This window comes from Leptolyngbya sp. 'hensonii' (genome assembly GCF_001939115.1).
Taxonomy (GTDB): domain Bacteria; phylum Cyanobacteriota; class Cyanobacteriia.
Window position 1 is genome coordinate 26,145 of record NZ_MQTZ01000053.1, and the last position, 21,689, is coordinate 47,833.

17 protein-coding genes are annotated in these 21,689 nt (G+C 53.4%); 7 read left to right on the top strand and 10 right to left on the bottom strand.

All coding sequences use genetic code 11. The features are described 5' to 3' along the window. Nucleotides 1-25: 25 nt before the first annotated feature. Nucleotides 26-709: a 4'-phosphopantetheinyl transferase superfamily protein gene (locus tag BST81_RS22835; RefSeq protein ID WP_171974834.1), complete on the top strand. Its 684-nt coding sequence runs from the start codon at nucleotides 26-28 to the stop codon at nucleotides 707-709. Here the strand turns inward: BST81_RS22835 and BST81_RS22840 are convergent. From BST81_RS22840 to BST81_RS22850, 3 genes are all read right to left on the bottom strand, one after another. After that, complete coding sequence (locus BST81_RS22840) at nucleotides 674-2,533, bottom strand: EAL domain-containing response regulator (protein ID WP_075600829.1); 1,860 nt, start codon at nucleotides 2,531-2,533, stop codon at nucleotides 674-676. The genes BST81_RS22835 and BST81_RS22840 overlap by 36 nt on opposite strands. 141 nt (nucleotides 2,534-2,674) lie before the next feature. After that, nucleotides 2,675-4,051, bottom strand: a complete 1,377-nt coding sequence (locus BST81_RS22845) for a response regulator (protein WP_075600830.1) — start codon at nucleotides 4,049-4,051, stop codon at nucleotides 2,675-2,677. Further along, nucleotides 4,048-6,423: a response regulator gene (locus BST81_RS22850; protein ID WP_075600831.1), complete on the bottom strand. Its 2,376-nt coding sequence runs from the start codon at nucleotides 6,421-6,423 to the stop codon at nucleotides 4,048-4,050. The genes BST81_RS22845 and BST81_RS22850 overlap by 4 nt, the downstream gene beginning before the upstream one ends. Nucleotides 6,424-6,751: 328 nt before the next feature. Here BST81_RS22850 and BST81_RS22855 point away from each other — a divergent pair, with 328 nt between their 5' ends. The 3 genes from BST81_RS22855 (at nucleotide 6,752) to BST81_RS22865 (ending at nucleotide 10,469) form a co-directional block, all read left to right on the top strand. After that, nucleotides 6,752-8,329: a photosystem II high light acclimation radical SAM protein gene (locus BST81_RS22855; protein WP_075600832.1), complete on the top strand. Its 1,578-nt coding sequence runs from the start codon at nucleotides 6,752-6,754 to the stop codon at nucleotides 8,327-8,329. A gap of 81 nt (nucleotides 8,330-8,410) precedes the next feature. Continuing rightward, nucleotides 8,411-9,814, top strand: coding sequence for a DICT sensory domain-containing protein (locus BST81_RS22860; RefSeq protein WP_075600833.1), 1,404 nt, complete (start codon nucleotides 8,411-8,413; stop codon nucleotides 9,812-9,814). 28 nt (nucleotides 9,815-9,842) lie between these two features. Next, nucleotides 9,843-10,469 (top strand): pentapeptide repeat-containing protein, encoded by a 627-nt coding sequence (locus tag BST81_RS22865; protein ID WP_075600834.1) that lies wholly within the window; start codon nucleotides 9,843-9,845, stop codon nucleotides 10,467-10,469. Nucleotides 10,470-10,558: 89 nt separating this feature from the next. On the opposite strand, the gene BST81_RS22870 is transcribed toward BST81_RS22865, so the two are convergent. The 5 genes from BST81_RS22870 to carB form a co-directional block, all read right to left on the bottom strand. Then, nucleotides 10,559-10,711, bottom strand: coding sequence for a chlorophyll A-B binding protein (locus BST81_RS22870; RefSeq protein WP_075600835.1), 153 nt, complete (start codon nucleotides 10,709-10,711; stop codon nucleotides 10,559-10,561). A gap of 103 nt (nucleotides 10,712-10,814) precedes the next feature. Next, entirely contained in the window at nucleotides 10,815-11,921 is a 1,107-nt protein-coding gene (gene mutY, locus BST81_RS22875; protein WP_075600836.1) for an A/G-specific adenine glycosylase, read from the bottom strand. 191 nt (nucleotides 11,922-12,112) lie between these two features. Next, nucleotides 12,113-12,454, bottom strand: a complete 342-nt coding sequence (locus tag BST81_RS22880) for a DUF760 domain-containing protein (protein ID WP_290439457.1) — start codon at nucleotides 12,452-12,454, stop codon at nucleotides 12,113-12,115. A 139-nt stretch (nucleotides 12,455-12,593) separates the two neighbouring features. Next, the gene (locus BST81_RS22885; protein ID WP_075600837.1) at nucleotides 12,594-13,550 is read right to left on the bottom strand and encodes an RNA polymerase sigma factor, RpoD/SigA family; all 957 of its coding nucleotides are present in this window, start codon (nucleotides 13,548-13,550) and stop codon (nucleotides 12,594-12,596) included. A 533-nt stretch (nucleotides 13,551-14,083) separates the two neighbouring features. Next, complete coding sequence (gene carB, locus BST81_RS22890; RefSeq protein ID WP_075600838.1) at nucleotides 14,084-17,335, bottom strand: carbamoyl-phosphate synthase large subunit; 3,252 nt, start codon at nucleotides 17,333-17,335, stop codon at nucleotides 14,084-14,086. A 417-nt stretch (nucleotides 17,336-17,752) separates the two neighbouring features. On the opposite strand from carB, the gene BST81_RS22895 reads away from it, so the two are divergent. From BST81_RS22895 to BST81_RS22905, 3 genes are all read left to right on the top strand, one after another. Continuing rightward, nucleotides 17,753-18,805, top strand: coding sequence for a Fe(3+) ABC transporter substrate-binding protein (locus tag BST81_RS22895; protein WP_075600839.1), 1,053 nt, complete (start codon nucleotides 17,753-17,755; stop codon nucleotides 18,803-18,805). A gap of 175 nt (nucleotides 18,806-18,980) precedes the next feature. Next, complete coding sequence (locus tag BST81_RS22900; protein ID WP_075600840.1) at nucleotides 18,981-19,241, top strand: sulfiredoxin; 261 nt, start codon at nucleotides 18,981-18,983, stop codon at nucleotides 19,239-19,241. 58 nt (nucleotides 19,242-19,299) lie between these two features. Then, the gene (locus tag BST81_RS22905; protein WP_075600841.1) at nucleotides 19,300-19,950 is read left to right on the top strand and encodes a helix-turn-helix domain-containing protein; all 651 of its coding nucleotides are present in this window, start codon (nucleotides 19,300-19,302) and stop codon (nucleotides 19,948-19,950) included. Nucleotides 19,951-19,977: 27 nt separating this feature from the next. On the opposite strand, the gene BST81_RS22910 is transcribed toward BST81_RS22905, so the two are convergent. Both BST81_RS22910 and BST81_RS22915 read right to left on the bottom strand, forming a co-directional pair. Beyond that, on the bottom strand, nucleotides 19,978-21,051 hold the full coding sequence (locus BST81_RS22910; protein WP_075600842.1) for a hypothetical protein: 1,074 nt from the start codon (nucleotides 21,049-21,051) through the stop codon (nucleotides 19,978-19,980). Beyond that, nucleotides 21,048-21,686, bottom strand: coding sequence for a hypothetical protein (locus tag BST81_RS22915; RefSeq protein WP_075600843.1), 639 nt, complete (start codon nucleotides 21,684-21,686; stop codon nucleotides 21,048-21,050). The genes BST81_RS22910 and BST81_RS22915 overlap by 4 nt, the downstream gene beginning before the upstream one ends. Nucleotides 21,687-21,689 lie beyond the last annotated feature (3 nt).

Below are 21,689 nucleotides of genomic sequence, written 5' to 3' on the forward strand. Positions count from 1 at the left end.
GGAGGTCCATGTCTGGAGGGCTGGATTGCAGTTGCCAGAGGATTGTTTGGCAGAACTGGCACGGACCCTGTCTCCGGAGGAGTGGGATCGATCGCAGGGATTAGGCCGTCCGGAGTTGCGCTGCCGGTTTATTGCCAGTCGGGGGATGCTGCGATCGCTGCTGGGGCAATATTTAGGGGAACTGCCTGAGCGCATTCGGTTCTCTTATGGCGATCGGGGTAAGCCTTCCCTGGCGGACTCTCCTGTCAATCTGCAGTTCAATCTTTCCCATAGCCAGGATTTGGTTCTGTATGCCTTTGCCTATCAGATACGGGTGGGTGTGGATGGGGAGCACAGGCGTCTGATCCGAGCATTGGCCAGACTAGCACGGCGCTTTTTTTCCGATCGGGAATATGGGGCGATTGCGGCCCTGCCACCAGACCAACAAACAGACCGATTCTTACAGGTTTGGGCCTGCCGGGAGGCTTACCTGAAGGCGATCGGGGAAGGGCTGGTGGGTCTGGGAAACATGGAAATTCGGGGCCTGGAGCAAGGGACTCCAGTCGTCTGGCTCTGGCGGGAGGCCGAGTGGCAACCTGCAAACCAATGGAGGCTTCATCTATTACAACCTGATCCAGGGTATGTGGCAGCTCTGGCGATCGAAAATGGCGATCAGTACCAGCTTGCCTGCTGGTCATTCCCGAACTGGCCGGGGCAGGCTATGGAGTAAGCGGGTCATCGTCTCTACATCCAGCGGCTTAAACAGGAGATAGCCCTGCCCAAACTCACAATGCAGGGCTTCCAGTTGGCGTTGCTGCAAGGGAACTTCAATTCCTTCGGCTACCACATCCATACTAAGGCTATGGGCCAGAGCCATAATCGTTCGGATAATTTCCGTACTATCTGCCTCTGAACCAATGCGATTCACAAAGGAACGATCAATTTTCAGCGTGTCGATCGGCAGTTCGTGCAATCGGCTGAAGGAAGAGTACCCTGTACCAAAATCATCAATACAAAGCCGAATACCCAGGTCTTTGAGCTGATTCAAGACGGTAATTTCATGGGTAGCCTTGTCTAGTAAACAACTCTCAGTCAACTCCAGTTTCAGACGGCTTTTTGCCAGACCCGTTTGCTGTAACGTATCAGAAATATACGGAATCAAGCTGATTTGCTTGAGCTGTACAGGGGAAATGTTGACATTCACGATCCAATGGGCGGCCTGGGGAAATTGCTTTTGCCAGACTTGCATCTGCCGACAGGCTTCACCAATCACCCAACGGCCCAGGGGATGAATTAATCCTGTTTCTTCCGCAATCGGAATGAATTGACCGGGCAAAATCAACTCGCCAGAAGGATGAGACCAGCGTAACAGGGCTTCAAATCCAGCAATCTCACCCCGCATGAGGGAGACGATCGGCTGATAATGCAGACAGAATCCCGATAACTGAGAGGTCCTGGTTTGCAGCGTTGCGATCGCTTGGCGCAGATCATTCTCCATCTGCATGCGAGCCATCGTCTGGGTGCGAATTGCCGCATTAAAGACCATGTATCCCCCTCGCCCCTGCTTTTTAGCTTGATAGAGGGCTGTATCGGCATCCCGCAGTACATCTGCGGGATCCTGGTATTCGGGCACGCCCAGGGCAATGCCAATACTGACTCCGACACAGACACTGTGGTATCCCAACTGAAACGGCAGGGTGAGCCCTTCCTGAATCTGACCAGCCAGACTAGTGACCTGCTCAATACCAGAAATGGTTTCCATCAGAATCACAAACTCATCTCCCCCAAACCGCGTCACGGTCCCCGGGTAACCGATATTCCGAAGACGCTGCGCCACTCCCCGTAGTAATTCGTCCCCCACCAAATGCCCCAGGCTATCATTCACGACCTTAAAGTGATCCAGGTCAATGAACAGGATGGCAAACAGACTGTTTTGCTGCGCGGTATTTCGATCGATCAGGCCCTGCAACTGCTGCATTAACCAGGCCCGGTTTTGCAATCCCGTCAGCGCATCATGCAGGGCATCATATTGGAGCTGAGTCTGAACTGCCTGCAAGCTGGCTAATGTGGTCGATAGCTCAAAGGTCCGTTCAATCACCTGTTGCTCCAGATGTTCGGTCACCTGCTGTAGCTGCCGGTTCTGAGCTTCCATCTGGCGGGTGAGATTGCCCAGCCTTAAATGGGTTCTGACACGGGCCAGCACCTCTGCCTGGGTAAAGGGTTTCACAATATAATCGACAGCTCCGATCTCAAACCCTTCCAGCTTCTTGGATTCATCCATCAGGGACGTCATAAAAATGACGGGAATATCACGGGTGATCGGGTTGGCTTTAAGCCGACGGCAGGTTTCAAACCCATCCATGATCGGCATGATCACATCCAGCAACACAATATCCGGCTGGTTATAATTCACCTGAGCCAGGGCACTCGGGCCATCCACCGCCACCAAAATTTCCCAACCGGGATGGGTCAGGGCATTCGACAATACTTTTAAATTATTCAGATGATCGTCCACAATCAGAATTTTTCCCGCTTCCAGATTTGGCTGGCTCATGGATTTTTCCTATCATCTGAAGAGTCTTAACTGAGATTCAGAGACAAAACGGGCTACACCAGATCTATGTCCCCCTTTGGGGCTTGAACGTCTGACCTGCAGCAAACAGTTGCAATCTCCTTATATTTTGGAACAGGCGCATCAAACCGCAGGTTGTAACGGCAACTCGATCTGAAATTCTGTACCCTGATCGGGGTCTGAGAGACATCTGAGGACACCACCCTGCTTCTCCTCCACAATTCGACGACTGAGCGATAGGCCCAATCCTGTTCCTTTCCCGATCGGCTTCGTTGTAAACATCGGTTGAAACAGATTGGCTCTGGCCTCAGCAGACATCCCAGGACCGTTGTTAGCAATACTCACCAGGACATGGTTGCCCCGAATTTGGGTTTGAATCGTCAGGGTCGGTCCAGACTTTCGCTCCCCCTCCCTGCCCCCCGATCGGAGAGGAGAGTCGGCCCAGTATCCCTGATCCCAGGCATCCTCCAGAGCATCCAGGGCATTGACCAGCAGATTCAGAAAAACCTGGTTGATGGCATCGCCATAGCAGACGATCGGGGGCAGGGAACCATACTCCTTCACCACCTGAATCGAGGGATAGGGAGGCTTCCCCTTCAGCCGGTGAGCCAGGAGTAGCAACACCCCGTCTAGCCCCTCATGCAAATCAACAGGTTGGGCCAGGTTACTCGCTGGTTGAGAAAACTGCCGGATCGATCGCACCAATTTCGTCAGGCGTTCGCTGCTGCGGGTCATGGTAGCCACCACTCGGGGCAAATCCATAATCAGGTCACTGAGATTCATATCTGCTTGTTTCTGGCTGATCTGACGATCGGGATTGGGGTAACAGGTTTGATAGAGGCGCAACAGAGCAATTAACGGTCGTATGTAGTTAGAGGTATGGTCCAGATTCGTAGTGATAGCCCCCAGGGACATATCCATTTCATAAGCAAGACCCGCAACCAAGGCTCCCATCGCAAACAGCTTTTCCGCATCCAGCAGGCTCATCTGGCGCTGCTGCAGCTCTTGAAGGGTGGTGGCAAGTTGGGCGGTGCGATCGAGAACTCGTTGCTCCAGATCCTGCTGCAGTTGCTGCAATTCGGCATTTTGAGCCTGAATCTGGCGGTTCAGGTGAGCAATTTTGAGTTGGGTTTGAATTCGAGCCAGGATGTCGTTTCGGTCAAAGGGTTTGGTAATATAGTCCACCGCCCCCAGGCTATACCCCTCCGCCTTATCCCTCACATCAGCCAGAGCGGTTATGAACATCACCGGAATTTTCTGTAACGCAGGGTCTGCCTTCAGTCTTCTACAGGTTTCCAGGCCATCCATGCCTGGCATCATCACATCCAGCAGAATCAGATCTGGTTGACTATAAGCCACCTGTTGCAACGCACTTTCACCATCTGTCGCCACTCGAATTTCCCATCCTGTCTGCTCCAGAACATCACAGAGAACTTTAAGGTTATTCGGGCTATCATCCACAATTAGGATCCGACTGCCTTGAATTCCTGCATCCGTCATGGTTCTATGCCTCGATGGGATGCAATAAATGCCTGAACCTTTTTGACTTGAAACTCCATCGCCAACCGTTGCAGAATCCGGGCAAAGGGCAAGAAGATGGGATCAAGAGCAACGAGCTGGTCTAACTGTTGTGAAATCTCTCGGAGATTGCCCTGCATAGCCAAATCATAGAGTCGGTCGATCACATCCGGTGAGGGCAGAATCAAAGGTGGATCGATCGGGGCATCCTCCGGCCTGACAGCAACCAACCCATTTTCAGCCAACTGAGCCAAACAGATATCCGCCACTGTTTCCTCATAGATCCAGGCCACTTTGAGATGGGCTTCCAGCTTTTGCAGCACTTCTTCAAATCGCAGTGGCTTGGTCAAGAAGTCATTACCTCCTGCCTCCAGCGCCTGCTGGAGGTCTTCTCCAAAGGCACTGGCCGAGGTCATGATCACAATAATGTCCTGAAGTTGGGGCGATCGGCGGAGTCGTCGTAATAACTCAAACCCATCCATCACGGGCATCACCAGATCAGTAATGATCAGATCAGGCCGGAAATGGGCTGCCCTATCCAGGGCTTCTTCTCCCTGAGTAGCTTCGGCCAGATCAAACCCAAGATCTCCCAGCAGCTTCACCAGCACCGAGCGATTCTCCCATTTGTCATCGACAATCAGAATTTTGCGGCGATCGCCCTCATAACCCACAATGTTCTGGGGAGGTTGCATCAGGCTATCGTCCAGCCATTCCGATGCAGTTGGCAGTTGTAATTCCATCCAGAAGGTACTGCCCTGGCCCAGGTCACTTTCCAGATGAATCGTGCTTCCCATGAGCTGCACCATCTTTTGACTGATGGCCAATCCCAGCCCCGTTCCTTCCACTTTCCAGGGATGGTTTCCCACCTGTTCGAAGGGTAAAAAGATGGTTTCAATCTGGTCAGCACTCATCCCCACCCCCGTATCGGAAATTTGAAACCGCAGATTGTAAATGGGATGGTGACTGACCCTTGACGCTTCCACCTTAAACGTAACCCCTCCCGTTTCCGTAAACTTGATCGCGTTCCCCAACAGATTCAGCAGCACCTGTCGCAACCGTCGCTCATCCCCATGAACCGCTGTGGGTAGGGCCAGAGGTTGATAGGTAAAGGTAATTCCCTTCTGTTCCGCCCGAATGGCACACATCTCAACCACTCCCTGCAGAAACCCAGGCAAATAGAAATCCTGGGTCTGGAGCTCCATCCGCTGGGCCTCAATTTTAGACAGATCGAGAATATCAGCAATCAAATTCAGGAGGTGATAGGAACATTGCTGGATGACATGAATTCCGTCCCGTTGCCGATCGGTCAGTGCCTGGTCCTGCTGCAGAATCTGGACATACCCCAGAATCCCATTCAGGGGTGTCCGGAGTTCATGGCTCATGTTGGCCAGAAACTCACTCTTCGCTTTGTTGGCCATGTCGGCATCCTGCTTGGCTCGTTGCAGCACCATTTCAACTTGGGTTCTCTGATGTAAGAGTTGGCTCACTTCCTGGATCAAGTGATTCATGGTGCCAGCCAGATGACCCACCTCATCCCGGGTGGTCACTGGGACTTCAAGATTAAAGTTGCGCTCCTGCTGCACCCGTTCCGCTACCTGGGTAGCTACCTGCAGTGGTTGGGCGATCGTGCGACTAATCAGAATCCCCAGCATCAAGGCGATCGCCAGAGACAAGCCCATACTGAGCCAGGTCAACTGAGCCTGCAAGGCCATGGCCCGATTCTGGGCTGAAACTGCCTGAGCTTCTTGCTGCCGCATAAAGGCAACAAAACCATCCAGGTCATCGACCAACTGATTCAAGGCATCGGCAGATCGGGCCGCATCCCCATGGGTACTAGCAGGCAGCGGTGATCGCTGTGCTGGCTTCCCAGGAGCCGTCTCCTTTGCCATCTGCTGCACTTGCAAAGTATGGGTCTTCAGGGTCTGCCCATATTTTTGCAGCAGGGGATTTAAGGTCGGGACAGACGTTGCCCCCAAAGCATTGGACTGCAGTTGCAGATAAATCTCGCGAGTTGTGGCAAGATGTCGGAGCAGAGTCTCCCACTCCTGGGGACTGACCGATCCCACCGCCATCGCTTCTTCCAGTTCATGGAGGTGAACATGGGTCCGCAGGAGCGACTTTTGCAGATCGCTCAAGTCTTCCTGAATTGCCGCCACTGCTATCAACTGTTGCTTTGCCTGCTGGGTATAGTGATCGCCCACCGCCCCTCCCCAGGCAATCCCACTACAGGCAATCGTGAGAACCAAACCATAGCCTGACAGAATTTTGCAACGAATGTTTAAACAGTTCAATAAACGTGCCGATCGGGGCAAGGAGCGTTGCTGAAGCTCCTGTTCCCTGGAGGAGTCCGACATAATACACCACCCTGATAAGCACGTAGAAAGCTAAGTCTAAGAAAGGCACCCATTCCCAACTATCCTATCCATAGTTAATATGCCCCTGAAACCAGCCAGATCAACGCTTAGCCTGCTTAATTAAAGAAAAACTTGGGATCAGCAATTGGGAGAATACTGAAAATCAGTTATTGAGGTTTCCGTATTTCTCAGGTCATCTACTCCGTAAAATCACAGCCTCTCAGGGGTACAGAAAAAAAGTCGAGGACTTCCTGCCTAAAAATGAGCATGCGGACCTCGGAAGAGAATGATATCGTAAAGATATATAAATACTTTTTAAGATGTAGCAATGGATCATCGCCTCCTCTACGTTCGTCTCCCTTGCAATCCGATTTTCCCGATCGGAGTGGTGTATCTGGCTGACCATGTCCACAAGATCTTTCCTGCCATTGAGCAACGGATTTTTGACCTGGGAACTGTGCCTCCCCTGGACTATGCTCTGGGGTTGGATACCTGTGTAGATGAGTTTCAGCCTACTGTCCTAGTATTCTCATGGCGAGATATTCAGATTTATGCACCAGTCGGTGGGCGTGGGGGCAATCCCTTGCAGTATGCCTTTGAGTTCTATTATGCCCCCAATCCCCTGATCAGACTGCGGGCAGCGCTGGGGGGACTACGGGTCACCACAGCCTATTACACAGAACTCTGGCGCAACCTGGGCCTGATCAAACGGGCGACCCGACGGGCTGAACGGTACTGTCCCACCGTGCAGACTGTGGTTGGAGGGGGTGCAGTCAGCGTTTTTTACGAACAGTTGGGCCAAAAGTTACGCCCCGGAACGATCGTCTCCGTTGGAGAAGGGGAATCTCTCCTGGAAAAACTTCTGCGGGGCCAGGATTTTCGGGATGAACGTTGCTATGTCGTTGGAGAGACAAAACCCCGTCAACGCCTGATTCACGAAGCTCCGACTCCGATCGAAAAAACAGCCTGTAACTACGACTATATTGAGCACATCTGGCCTGAGTTTAGCTATTATCTCCAGGATCAGGATTTTTACGTCGGTGTGCAGACGAAGCGTGGATGTCCCCATAACTGTTGCTACTGTGTTTACACCGTCATTGAAGGTAAACAGGTGCGGATTAACCCGGCAGAGGAAGTGGTCGCAGAAATGCGCCAGCTTTACGATCGGGGGGTGCGCAATTTCTGGTTTACAGATGCTCAGTTTATTCCAGCCCGCAAGTTCATTGATGATACGGTCGAACTCCTGCAGAAAATTCTCGATGCAGGGATGCAGGATATTCACTGGGCTGCCTATATTCGGGCCGATAACCTGACGCCACAACTCTGTGAGCTGATGGTCAAGACGGGCATGAATTACTTTGAGATTGGGATTACCAGTGGCTCTCAAGAACTGGTGCGGAAAATGCGGATGGGCTACAACCTGCGCACGGTACTCCAGAACTGTCGCGATCTAAAGGCGGCTGGTTTTAACGACCTGGTCTCAGTCAACTACTCGTTCAATGTGATTGATGAACGTCCGGAAACCATTCGCCAGACGATCTCCTATCATCGGGAGCTAGAGACAATCTTTGGAGCCGATAAGGTGGAACCAGCAATTTTCTTTATCGGCCTGCAACCCCATACCCACCTGGAAACCTATGCTTTTGAGCAAGGCATTCTTCGTCCCGGCTATGACCCGATGAGTCTCATGCCTTGGACGGCCAAAAAGCTACTCTGGAACCCGGAACCGCTGGGCTCCTTTTTTGGGGAGGTCTGTCTCCAGGCCTGGCGGCAGAATCCGAATGATTTTGGGCGGGAAGTGATGGCGATTTTGGAACAACGCCTGGGCCGAGCCGATCTAGAATCCGCCCTGATCGCGCCCATTCTGTCCGAACCACCCCAGCCTGCGACCCTGGTTGCCTCTTAGAGCTTGCTGCCTCTATTACCTCACTGCCCCTATCCATTCTGAAGTTTAAAATTCCTCAAGTCCTTTTAGTCGTCCACCCCCATGTTAGAAGGCTCGATTCTTCACAAGCTCAAGGCATCCCACCATTCCGGCCAGGTTGGCAAACGCTCTCTCAACTTCGGGGTTTACTATAAAAACACACTGGTTGCCCTCTGCCATGCCCTAGAAGATCGCATCCTCAGCACCGAGGAGCCGCCCCTGGTGATTGCTGCTTTTCAGATGGGCAAATGGTACCTGCAGGAGGCCGATCGCTACGCCAGAATGGCTGAAAAATCTCGCCAGATTGTGATTATGGCCGCCCCAGATACGGGTCTTACGGAGCACCCCACCAGCCAGCAAGAGAACGTGGCCTTAGTCAGCCTAGACCCCACCGATCCAGTCGCCCAGGAATGGCATCTGATGATTCTGGCCCCCACCTACACCGCTATGGTACTGTGCCAGGAGTTATCGGCTGCCGACTATGCAGTGGTTGGACAACCAACCCAAGATCTAGAACGCAAGTTTTATGGCTTCTGGACTTTTGAACCCGGGCTCGTGGTGGAAACGATTAATCTGACGATCGAGCATATTGGACAATACAATCCCCAACTCCAGGCAAGTTTACAGGCTCAGGTCCAAGAGATTGTCACGACAAGCCCCAGCAATTCTCCCCAGGATTTGTGCCATACCGTGTCCCACGTGGTGGACTATCTGCAGGAAGCTGACTCGTTTGAAAGCCACTCTTACATTCAGTGGGCCTCCAGTTCGAATCGGTTGCACCATAACCTACTCTCGAACGAGCTCCAGGCTTTCCTCAGGGTAGCCCAACTGATTGATCAGGCCGATGTGAGCAATCCCCTGGCTGCAGCGGAAGTGGCAACCCTGGCTGAAAGTCTGGGCCAGCTTCTAGATTTGCCCGCCTGGCAGGTGCACCGCCTGCGCCTGGCTGGCCTGTTGCACCGTCTGGCCCATTTGCAAAGCCAGGACAGTTATCTCACCCCCAGCACCGCTCCCCCCCAAGAAGCCCCCAGTTGCCCCCTCACCTGCAACCTGGTATCTGGCACTCAGGTGTTACGCACCATGCCCAGATTACGTGCGATCGCAACCATCATCACCCATCAGACAGAATGGTGGAACGGTCAGGGTCAACCTGCAGGGCTGGCTGGCGATGATATTCCGCTGGAGTCGAGGATTTTGGGATTGCTGGCTGCGTTTCAGCAACGGCTGAATCATCTGCGCATCACCCAGCCCGATTCAGACCCCCTTCAACTCCTGGATGTGGCCTTAACGTCCTGTCAGGCAGAGCAGGGCGATCGTTGGGACCCGAAACTGGTGGATATTCTCACCTTACTGGTGGATGGCCTGCGGCAGGGGCTTAACCTGCCGATCCATATTCCGAAAATTGCTGCTGGCATCTGGTTGCTGGATTCTGAATCAGAGCCCCAGATCTCACATTCAATAACGTAGTGAACCAGATTGTAACTGAGATCATTCTATGGATATTCAAGCCCTCCGAACTGGTAAATTGAAGCATCTCGCTGGTGCCAATCTAGAAGATGAAGATCTGACTGGTTTGAACTTGAGCGGGGTCAACTTTGTTGGAGCCCATCTGGTTGGGGCTGATCTAACTGCAGCTCAACTGATGGGAGCCCGATTGGACGGAGCCAACCTGATGGGATGTCAGCTCACCCGGACAGATTTCCGAGCTAGCTTACCGGGTGCAAACCTGATGCAGGCCGACCTGACAGAAGCAGATCTGCGGGGCTGCAACTTGCGGGGTGCAAACCTGATGCAGGCCAAACTCGCCCAGGCCAGCCTGATCGGTGCTCTGCTCAGTGGTGCTAATCTGACTGGAGCCAATCTGCAGGGGGCTGATCTGCGCGGTGCGGATTTACGCGGTTGTAACTTAAGCCAGGCCAACCTGGTCGGCACAAATCTTGGTGAGGCCAATCTGCAAGGGGCAGTTCTGAGTCAGGCAAATTTGGAAGAAGCTGACTTGCGGGGTGCAAACTTGGCTGGGGCCAACCTAACTGGAGCCAACCTTTTATGCTCTGAATTAGAAGACACGAAGATGGAAGGGGTGAATTTAACCGGAACCTGCCTTAGCGGAGCCTACCTGTGATGTAGCCGATAGGGGAGTTACCTGTGGCGTGGCCGGTAGAGGGGTTGGATCCAACCCCTCTACCGGCCACAGGAATATTTCACACTAGATTACAGCAGGCCCCAAAAATGCAGGATGCCCTGACCGGAGACCAGTTCAATAATCAGCGCAGCAGCAAAACCCAGCATAGCCAGACGACCATTCCAGTTTTCAGCACCTGCCGTGAAACCCCAGCTCCAACCGTTACGATTTTGGTTTTCCATGGTAAGGACTCCTTAAAAGACATTTGCCAGACTTATCATTAAGTCTTATTTACTAATGTAAACAAAGTTTACAAAGTTTGCAACATTCTTGGGCCAATTTCTGTCAGGATTTGCCAATATCTCCAGCCAACTGCACAGCCGCCCATTGGCGCAAAGCTTCAATAATCTGGACATTGGCTTTGGGGAAAGGATACTGGTCGATCGTCTCCAGGGTGACCCAACGGACTTCCTCGCATTCCAGGGGCTGCGGCTCACCCCCGAGATACTGACAGTGATACACCTGCAGTGTCACCCGAAAGTGGGTATAGGCATGATTGACCGTAATCAGGTGCTCTCCCACAGCAATCTCCAGCCCCAGTTCCTCCCGGATTTCTCGCTGGATACAGTCCACGATCGTCTCTTCCGGCTCCACCTTACCGCCAGGGAACTCCCACAGCCCTCCCAGCAAACCCTCCTGCCGTCGGCGATCGATCAACACCTGACCCTGATCATTCCAGATCACAGCCACACCAATCTGTTTGTGAGGCAATGGTGCACGGGTTTCAGTCATGGGGAATTCTGCCTGTAAATTGAGTTGATGGGCCTGGCAATGGCTGTTCCAGGGGCATTGGAGGCAGGTGGGTGCGCGCGGGGTACAGACCGTTGCTCCCAAATCCATCAGGGCTTGATTATAGTCCCGAGGTCGATGCGGATCAAGCAGGGCCTCGGACAACTGCCACAACTGGCGGGACGCTTTCGCCGGGGGAACCTCTAAAGCCACGAGGCGGGCCAGCACTCGCTTCACATTACCATCCAGAATCGCCAGAGGTTGATTGAAGGCCAGACTCAAAATCCCCCCTGCTGTCGTCCGGCCCACTCCCGGCAAAGCCAGCACAGAATCCAGGTCGGCAGGAAATTGTCCGCCATGGTTCTGCACGATCGCCTGAGCCGCCCGATGCAAATTACGAGCCCGAGCATAGTAGCCCAGCCCCTGCCAGATCTTGAGCACCTGTTGCTGATCCGCAGTCGCCAGATGGCCCAGGGTCGGAAAGTGAGTCAACCAACGTTCATAGTAGGGGATCACAGTCTGGACCTGGGTTTGCTGCAACATCACCTCCGAGATCCAGATCGCATAAACATCCTGACTCCGCCGCCAGGGCAAATCCCGCCCCTGCTGCTCATACCACTGGAGCAGTAATTGCCGCAATGCCACGACTACCGCAGTTTTCATTCGGGGTAACCACTGCTCATGTCTCGATTGTACGGCTCCCCTTCACCCTCCTCCAGAGGACCCCGCATCAAAACTGCGGGTCACCGGATTCCATCAAGATACCAACTGCCAGACACCAGACACCAAACAGGGGTGAACATAGTTCACCCCTGCAGAAAAAATCTAACCTTCAGGCCCAATAGGCCGGGTCTTTAATGGTCGGCGCTTCCAAAATCAGCCACTTGAAAAGACTTCTCAAAGTTCAGTCGCTGTTCTGCATTCCGCAGGAAGTATCCGCTCATCATGGCAGAAGCAAGTAATCGACCCAGATGCTCACGATTGGTTGTGATCGTCACATCAAAATTGTCCGGAGGCAGGGCTCCCAACAACCCCATAATATTCCGCTCCATCACCTGAAAGACTTCCGTAGAAGCCGGCTTAGAGAGATGGGCAACAGTCTCTGGACTCAGGGACTGGACATACTGCCATAAGATACCTCCATGGTCAGGCGTGTTTGCAGATGAAGTTGGAATTTGGTTCTCGAAGTTGCTCACCTTGTACCTCCTCAGTTGAGCCGTCCCCATGGGATAGGGATGATATTTGAATCGCTATGTATTTCTACACACCAATGTATCAAGTCAGCTCCGGCAAATCAGTAGGTAGAACCGAACCAGAACTGGAGTAGTTTCTAACCTAACTCGCCAGGTATTCCCGCATGTCAGCCTTGCGCTTACGCAGCTTGGTCAACGCTTCTCGCTCAATCTGACGAACTCGTTCCCGGCTAATATTCAGTCGATCGCCGATCTTAGCCAGGGTCAGGGCCTTGCCATCCTCCAGCCCGAAGCGCAGAGCCAGCACTTCCCGCTGTTGTGGCGTCAGGTCAGCCATCAGCCGCTCCAGATCAGTGCGCAGGGACGCATGGGAGACAAATTCTTCTGGGGAAATGCCCGTATCTTCCAGCAAATCTCCCAGCTCAGTATCCTGGTTATCTCCAACCCTCAGATCAAGGGAAAGGGGCAGACGCGCCCGCTCCAGGTACTCCCGCACCTGCTTGGGGGTTAGCTCCAGCTCAGCCGCCAGTTCCGATGCTGTTGCCGCTCGACCCAGGCGCTGAGCCAGGTGTCGCTGAGCCTTCTTGATTTTGTTGAGCTTTTCTGTGATGTGAATCGGCAGCCGGATGGTGCGGCCCTTTTCCGCGATGGCGCGGGTAATGGCCTGACGAATCCACCAGTAGGCATAGGTCGAGAACCGATAACCCTTGGTGGGATCAAATTTCTCCACCCCGCGTTGCATCCCAATGGTACCTTCCTGAATCAGGTCCAGCAGGTCCACATTACGCTTGATGTACTTCTTCGCGACAGACACCACCAGACGCAGGTTGGCTTCTACCATCTTTTGCTTGGCTCGTTCGCCATCCGCGATCGCGCGCTCCAGCTCTGCTTCGGACAAACCAGAAGCTTGGGCCCACTCAGCCAGGGTCGGCGCTTGCCCCAACTGATCAAAGAGCTTCTCTCTCACGTCATCAAGCAGAGCCTGACGTTGAACTTGTTTGCCGTAAACAACTTCCTGCTCATGGGTGAGCAAAGGCACACGGCCAATTTCCTTAAGATAGGTACGGACCGGATCGGTCGAGTTCTGGGCTACTTTCATAGAATTCGAACCTGGAGCAACAAAGCGAAAAGAATTAAAAGCGAGGACAAGGACGCATCCTAGCCCGTTAACAGGGAGCCTGGGGATCGCTGACTCTGAAACCGTTATCGAAACTGTCGAACCGTGAAACTAGATGGAATCTAACTCTAAAGCCCAAACAGACAAGCCAGCCAAACTAAGGTGTGAATGAGAAAAAGGGTTTTGTATGAAGAAGCCAGAAGGTGACTCAAAGCAATGGGGCGAAACTAATGATTATAGTGAGGAAGAGAGGATCATCGACTATTCCATAATCATTAATTTTAATCTTATTTGTTAACAATCGTAACATTCCTGAGAGGTTTTGTATACCTTTCAGGGTCAGCCGCTAAGAGTTCTTAGAAACCTCCCAGGGTTGGCTCTATTGTTAGACTACCCATTAATCCAGCTCCCATTTGCATCATTGAAAACAAAATAAATTATCCTGCTTAAGGCAAGATGAGAAGCGGCAATCAGCCCGCTAAGCCTGGATTAAGCTCACCCCGCTGGAGAGGGATCTAAATATCCCCAGCCAGATGCTCCTGCAAAGACTTAACAGCCAGGGGTTGAGATTGCAGGCTGCGGATAGCTGCTGCCGTCGCTTTGGCCCCTGCGATCGTGGTAATAATGGGGATTTTGTAGGCCAGTGCTGTCCGCCGAATCAGTCGTGCATCGGTATGGGCCTCTTCTCCGGATGGGGTATTAATGATCAATTGCACTTTCTCATTTTTTACCCAATCCAGAACATGAGGACGCCCCTCATGCAATTTAAGCACCAGTTCTACATCCAAATGATGGTCCCGCAGCACTTTGCGGGTGCCATCCGTCGCAATCACATGGAAGCCCAGGTCAATCAGATCCCGAATCACCGGCACCACAGCCTGCTTTTCCCGATCGCTCATGGAGACAAAGACAGTGCCAGATAAGGGAATTCGCTGACTGGCAGCTAGTTCCGCCTTAGCAAAGGCTTTTCCAAAGTCCGTATCGATCCCCATCACCTCTCCAGTAGAGCGCATTTCCGGTCCCAGGATCGGGTCCGTCCCCGGAAATTTCTCAAACGGCAGGACGGCTTCCTTCACCGAGATATATTTGGGAACTTTCTCCTCCGTCAGCCCGAGTGCTTCCAGGCTCTGCCCCGACATAATTCGGGCAGCCAGTTTAGCCAGGGGCACTCCGATCGCCTTGGAGACAAAAGGAACCGTCCGGGAAGCGCGAGGATTCGCCTCCAGAATATAGACCTGCTCTCCCTGGACGGCAAACTGAATATTCATCAGACCCACCACTTTCAGGGACTCAGCCAGCCGAATCGTCCAGGTGCGAATTGTATCCAGCACAGCCCCTGAGAGGGTAACCGTGGGCAGAGAGCAGGCCGAATCCCCAGAATGGATCCCCGCCTGTTCAATGTGCTCCATAATGCCCCCAATCACGACACGACCCGTTTGATCCGCGATCGCATCCACGTCCACCTCAACGGCATTTTCCAGGAACTTGTCAATCAGAATTGGGTGATCCGGCTCCACCTGAACCGCAAAGGTCATATACCGTTCCAGGTCCATGTCGGAGTAAACAATCTCCATCGCCCGCCCGCCCAGCACATAACTGGGCCGAACCACCACAGGATAGGTCACCTTCTGGGCGATGGCCAGAGCTTCTTCGTAGCTCCGGGCCAGCCCATTGGGAGGTTGGGCAATCTCCAGTTGGCGGAGCACTCGCTCAAATCGCTCCCGGTCTTCAGCCGTATCAATTGAATCAGGGGATGTACCCCAGATCTGGGTGTTGTGGGCCGAGCTTTGGCCACTGAGGAGAAAGTTCTGCAGAGGCAGAGCCAGCTTCAGAGGCGTCTGCCCGCCAAACTGGATGATAATCCCCTCCGGATTTTCTGCTTCAATGATGTTCAACACATCTTCTTTGGTCAGGGGTTCAAAGTACAGCCGATCGCTGGTGTCATAATCCGTCGAAACCGTTTCCGGATTTGAATTGACCATAATCGTCTCAAACCCATCCTGTCGCAAAGCAAACGAAGCATGGCAACAGCAATAATCAAACTCAATCCCCTGGCCAATCCGATTAGGACCACCGCCCAAAATCATCACCTTGCGCCGGTCTGACGGCAATACTTCCGATTCCTCCTCGTAGGTCGAGTAGTAGTAGGGGGTCAGGGCCTCAAACTCAGCCGCACAGGTATCTACCGTTTTGTAAACGGGCAATACCCCCAGACTCTTCCGATAAGCCCGCACCTCATCCTCAGTCATTTTCGTAGCGAAGGCGATCTGCCGATCGCTGAACCCCTGCCGCTTCACCGCAAGCATAAGTTCCTGATTCAGGCTCTGGAGGGGCGATCGCTTCAACAGCCGTTCCGTTTCCAGCAGTTCCTGAAACTTGACCAGAAACCAGGGATCGATCCCTGTTAGCTCATAAATATCCTCCACAGCCATGCCCAATTGCAGGGCATGGCGAACCGTGAAAATCCGCTCCGGGTTAGGAGTCCGCAAACCAGCCTGCACCTGCTCCAGACTGGGCAATTTTTCCTGTCGATCGCAGCCCCAGCCCGCCCGCCCCGTTTCCAGAGACCGGAGCGCCTTCTGGAAAGATTCCTGGAAGGTGCGCCCGATCGCCATGGCTTCCCCCACCGACTTCATCTGGGTCGTCAGGGTCGGCACCGAACCAGGGAATTTCTCAAAGGCAAAGCGGGGAATCTTGGTGACCACGTAATCGATCGTGGGTTCAAAGGATGCCGGTGTCTTTTTGGTAATGTCGTTGGGAATCTCATTCAGGGTATAGCCGACGGCTAACTTGGCCGCAAACTTGGCGATCGGGAATCCGGTGGCCTTAGAAGCTAACGCCGAGCTGCGGGACACTCGCGGATTCATTTCGATCACGATCATGTCCCCATTCAGGGGATTCACCGCGAACTGAATATTAGAGCCGCCCGTTTCAACCCCAATTTCCCGAATGATTTTGATCGACGCATCCCGTAGCCGTTGGTATTCTTTATCGGTCAGGGTCTGGGCTGGAGCCACCGTGATCGAGTCCCCCGTGTGGATCCCCATGGGATCAATATTTTCGATCGAGCAGATAATCACCACGTTATCCGCCAGATCTCGCATCACCTCCAGCTCGTACTCTTTCCAGCCTAGAAGCGACTGCTCGACCAGAATCTGAGACACTGGACTGGCATCCAGACCCGACTGGGAGATTTCTTCAAACTCCTCCTGGTTGTAGGCAATGCCCCCACCCGTGCCCCCCAGGGTGTATGCGGGACGGATAATCAGGGGATAGGTGCCAATCCGGTGGGCAATTTCCTTCGCTTCAGCCATGGTATTGGCCAAACCGGATGGGCAGACCGCCACACCAATTCGCTCCATGGCTTCCTTAAACAGCTTCCGGTCCTCAGCCATTTCGATCGCAGGCAGCTTGGCCCCAATTAGCTCCACCCCATACTTCTCCAGGATGCCCTGTTTTGCCAGAGCCACCGACAGGTTCAGAGCGGTCTGCCCTCCCATCGTAGGGAGCAGCGCATCGGGACGCTCCTTCTCAATAATTTTCTCCAGCAATGCTGGCGTCAGCGGCTCGATATAGGTCCGGTCTGCGGTTTCGGGATCCGTCATGATTGTGGCCGGATTCGAGTTAACCAGAACAACTTCATAGCCTTCATCCCGCAACGCTTTGCAGGCTTGGGTACCGGAGTAGTCAAACTCACAGGCCTGACCGATCACGATCGGTCCGGAACCAATCAGCAGAATTTTATGCAGGTCGGTGCGGCGGGGCATAGGCTGGGAAAAGTCACAACGTTTAAATCCAGACCATTGTAAAGGCTTTCTTCACTTTGCGTCGTTCGTTGCATTCTTTTTCTAAGGATTTGATGACGATCGCACAGTATGACTGCCAGGTCTCGAATAATCCTCCCGAGAACATATTGAGACTTTATCTCAATAAGCTTGACGTTTATTCCCAATCGTTTTACTGTCATATTCATACAGGAATCTTTGTCTGAGACTTATTTTTATCAGGCCAAAGGTTTTTATCCCCATTAAATGGGATCTTATTGGGGTCATTTCTTATGACCTAGTGAGAATTTTTCTGTTTTTAAACTGCCTGCCCCCCAAGGGTTTGGGCAAAGCTGTGCCCCCATTCAAAACGGCGGGACCCGATCGAGCTGAGTATTGTTTATAAGGGAGCTAGAAATTATGACCATTTCCAGACGGGTATTTTTAGGGGGGAGTACGGCGATTGCCACCGTGGCCGCCAGCCAGCTTGCCAGAATGGGGAGTAGCGTGGCCCAGAGCGATCGGGTTCTGAATTTATATTCAGCCCGTCATTACGATACCGACAGTGCCCTCTATGAAGGCTTTACCCAAAAAACGGGCATTAAGGTCAACCTGATTGAGGCCGATGCAGCCAAACTGATTGAGCGGATTAAGAGCGAGAGTGCCGCCAGTCCGGCGGATGTGTTGATTACCGTTGATGCCGGGAATCTCTGGCGCGCCAGAGAAGCCGGAATTCTGCAACCTGTGCGCTCTCGCCTCTTACAGACCTCGATCCCCGTCAACCTGCGGGACCCCGGAGGATACTGGTTCGGCCTTTCACGACGAGCCAGGGTGATTGTCTACAACAAAGAAAAGGTGAAGCCCTCGGATCTGACCACTTATGAAGCCCTAGCCGATGGGAAATGGAAAGGCCGCATCCTGATCCGCTCCTCCAGTAATGTGTATAACCAGTCTCTGACAGGCTCCATTCTCCATGCCCATGGGGAGCAGAAAACAGAAGACTGGGCCAAGGGATTGGTCGCCAACTTTGCCCGCAATCCAGAAGGCAATGATACCGCCCAGATCAAAGCCGCAGCAGCAGGCGTGGGAGATATTGCGATCGCCAACACCTATTACATGGTTCGCCTGGCGAAATCCAGCAAACCAGAAGAAAAGGCCATCGCAGCGAAGCTGGGAGTATTCTTCCCCAATCAGCGCGATCGGGGTGCCCATGTCAACATTTGTGGTGGAGGCGTTGTCAAAACTGCCAGAAACCCAGAAGCCGCGCTCAAATTCCTGGAGTACCTGGTCAGTCGCGAGGCCCAGCAAATTTTCGCCAGCGGCAACAATGAGTATCCAGTCGTGAAAGGTGTCGCTCTGGACCCGGTACTGGCCAGTTTTGGCAGCTTCAAGTCCGATCTGATGGATGCGGCGGTGTTTGGCAAAAATAACGCGGCTGCCCTCAAGATCATGGATCGAGCCGGGTGGCGCTAGTGCCCCGTCAGGAAAATTTTGCGGGTCTTCGAGCCATCAAAATTTAACCCTAATCACTGATCTGGATTTGAACTACCCGTCAATTTATAATTGACCGACTGCCAGGGCCAACACAACCCATACTCATTACGACTATGATTAAAGCATCCCAAAGTTGTAATGGAGTATCTTCACGATGAGAGTTGCAGACATTCCCATGCATTTGATCCGCCGTCCGCTGATGCGTCAGAACGATCCGGCGAAGGTACAAGCTCTGATGGAGTCCATTCAGCAAGAGGGTTTACGGGAGCCGATTGACATCCTGGAAGTCGAGGGTCAGTACTATGGGTTTTCTGGCTGTCACCGGTTTGAAGCCTGCACCCGACTCGGCCATGAAACCATCCGCTGTCGGGTGAGACGAGCCCCAAAATCGGTGTTGAAAATGCATTTGGCGTAGTAGAGTCGTTGCATGCAACGACTCTACTACGCCAAATGCAGCAACCCCACCAAGCCCGATGACCCATCACCTCTCCCCCACCGATCGTCTGTCCTCCCTGATGCACCAAGCCGGAATTCCCAGCTTTGCTGCACTTGCTAGAACAGCCGGGGTCTCGGAATGGCAGGTGACCCAGCTCCGTCAGGGACGGATTCAACAAATGCGGGTCGATCGGCTCACCCGGCTGAGTCAGGCCCTGCAGATTTCTTTACCAGAACTACTGGACACCTTCAGTTCAACAGAAGCCCACCAACCAGATCCACAGCCAGATCCCCTGGAACAGTCTCTGGCCATGCTGCGGGAAGAATACCAGCGCCTGCAGAAACAACTGGAGGCGCAACAGCACACCCTCCTGGCCGAATTTCAGCAGGCCAGCCTGCAAACCCTAGAATCCTGGCTGATGCAGTGGCCCACTGCTGCCTATGCTGCCCAACAGAATCCCCAGGCCCCTGCCATCCGATTGCTACCCCTGGTCCGTCCGATCGAGCAGTTGCTGCAGCAGTGGGGGGTAGTCGCGATCGGGCCTGTAGGCAGTGAAGTCCCCTATGACCCCCAGTACCACCAGCTCATGGAAGGGACAGTCCAACCTGGAGCCAGGGTTCGGGTTCGTTACACGGGTTATTGCCAGGGAAAACGGTTGTTGTTTCGGGCCAAAGTCAGCCCCTTGTAGAGGCGGCAACAAGAAGGACAGATTCTATCAACCCCCATTAAGCAGTTGTTCAATCTCCTGCATGGCCGCGATCGCACCGTTGACGAAGGTGGGAACGGTATGAGGCCGTTCTCGCTGCAGCAGCTTCTCCACAGCCAGCACCACTCCCCGCGTATCCTGAACCGACATCACCGGCCAGTCCAGCGCAGATGACTGACTCTGGTAGCCCAGCCAGCGCTGGATGCGGGCACTTTGACGATCGTAGAGCCGCCAGAAAGGGCGCGCCACCAGAGGCACTCCCAGGGCCTGACATTCATAGAAGGTGTTATAACCGGCACTGCCAATCACCACATCTGCCACAATCATGGTTTCGATCGCTGGCCAGTGGGTCACCCAGAGTTCTAGCGGACAGTTATCGGGACAGGTCACCGACAGCAGCCGCACCACAAGATCCGGGCGATAGTCAGCCAGGGTTCTGGCAACTTCACCAAACCAGGGCAGTTCCTCCACCCGACCCGAAGCCAGCACGAGCACCACCTTCTTAGAAAGCGCTGCTGGCAATCGCAGGTGCGATCGGGCTGTGGCTTCGTCAGGTAACTCATGGGCATCCCGAATCAACCAGGGAAGGGTGTGATGAACCTGAGGCAGATCAGCCAGGGGCAAATTCTGATTGGGATCCGTCTGCTGAGCACCAAGGTTACACTCACCAGGCACCAGAATTCGATCGAACTGGGTCAGCACAAAAGCTCGCAGGTATTTCGACTCCACATATTTCGGACTGATATCCCGATGAATCAGAACCCGAGGAATCCCATGCTTCTGTCGCGGCATGCTGGCTAACTCACCCCCCAGCCCTCGGGGAAAGGTATCCACGACCAGGCAGCAATAATCCAGATCATGAATCAGCTGCTCCACCTGCCGACAGGTAGCCCGTAGCCCAGCCTTAGGAGGGATGATATGCAGGTGAGCTCCCTCTTCAGCAGGCAACCCTGCCGCATAGACACTGTTAGTCAGCACCTTCACCGAATACTGCCGTGCTACCACACGGGCCAGAGACAGGGCACGGGTTAGATGTCCCCAGCCGCCTCCCAATGCGTAGATTAGCCAGCAGCCCTGCTTCAACTTGCACCCATATCCTGCTCAAAATCCATATCGGCTTCATTGCCCAGCATAGCAGCGTCAGCCTCTGTGAAATCAACGTTGCCGGTGGTGGGGTCGTAGTCATACCGAGCGCGGTTGTCGTAGTATTCCCCTCCCCAGTAGCCATGGTAATAACCATAATGAGGATAGTAGACATGGTCATAGTAGTAAGGGTCATCATTCTGATAACCCCGACTACAGTTGGGGCAATCCACAGTCGTAGTCCGTCCACAGCGTTTCCTGATCAGGAAACCGACCATGCGATCGCACTCCCATCCAGCCTGAGCCCCCTGAGGAGCAGGTTGCAACTGAATCTGATAGGCTCCAATTTGCAGGTAGTCTTCCAATTCCAGCGTCCCTTCGATGGCCGGAGCACTGTTAATACTCAGTTCAGCAGCAGGCGTCTGGGCCGAAATGGTAAGTTGATCATGCTGGGACTCAATCAGGGCATGAAACCCAAGCACCTGGCTCCCTGCCAAAGTCAGCTTTGAAACTGGAGTTCCGGCGATGTCTGCGGGCATCCGATCAGGATCACTGCCGAGGGCAATCGGCGTCTGCAGCACCGATCGCCGTTCTTCACCTGTCTCCAGATTGGTCCAACACAACTGAATCAGCACAGG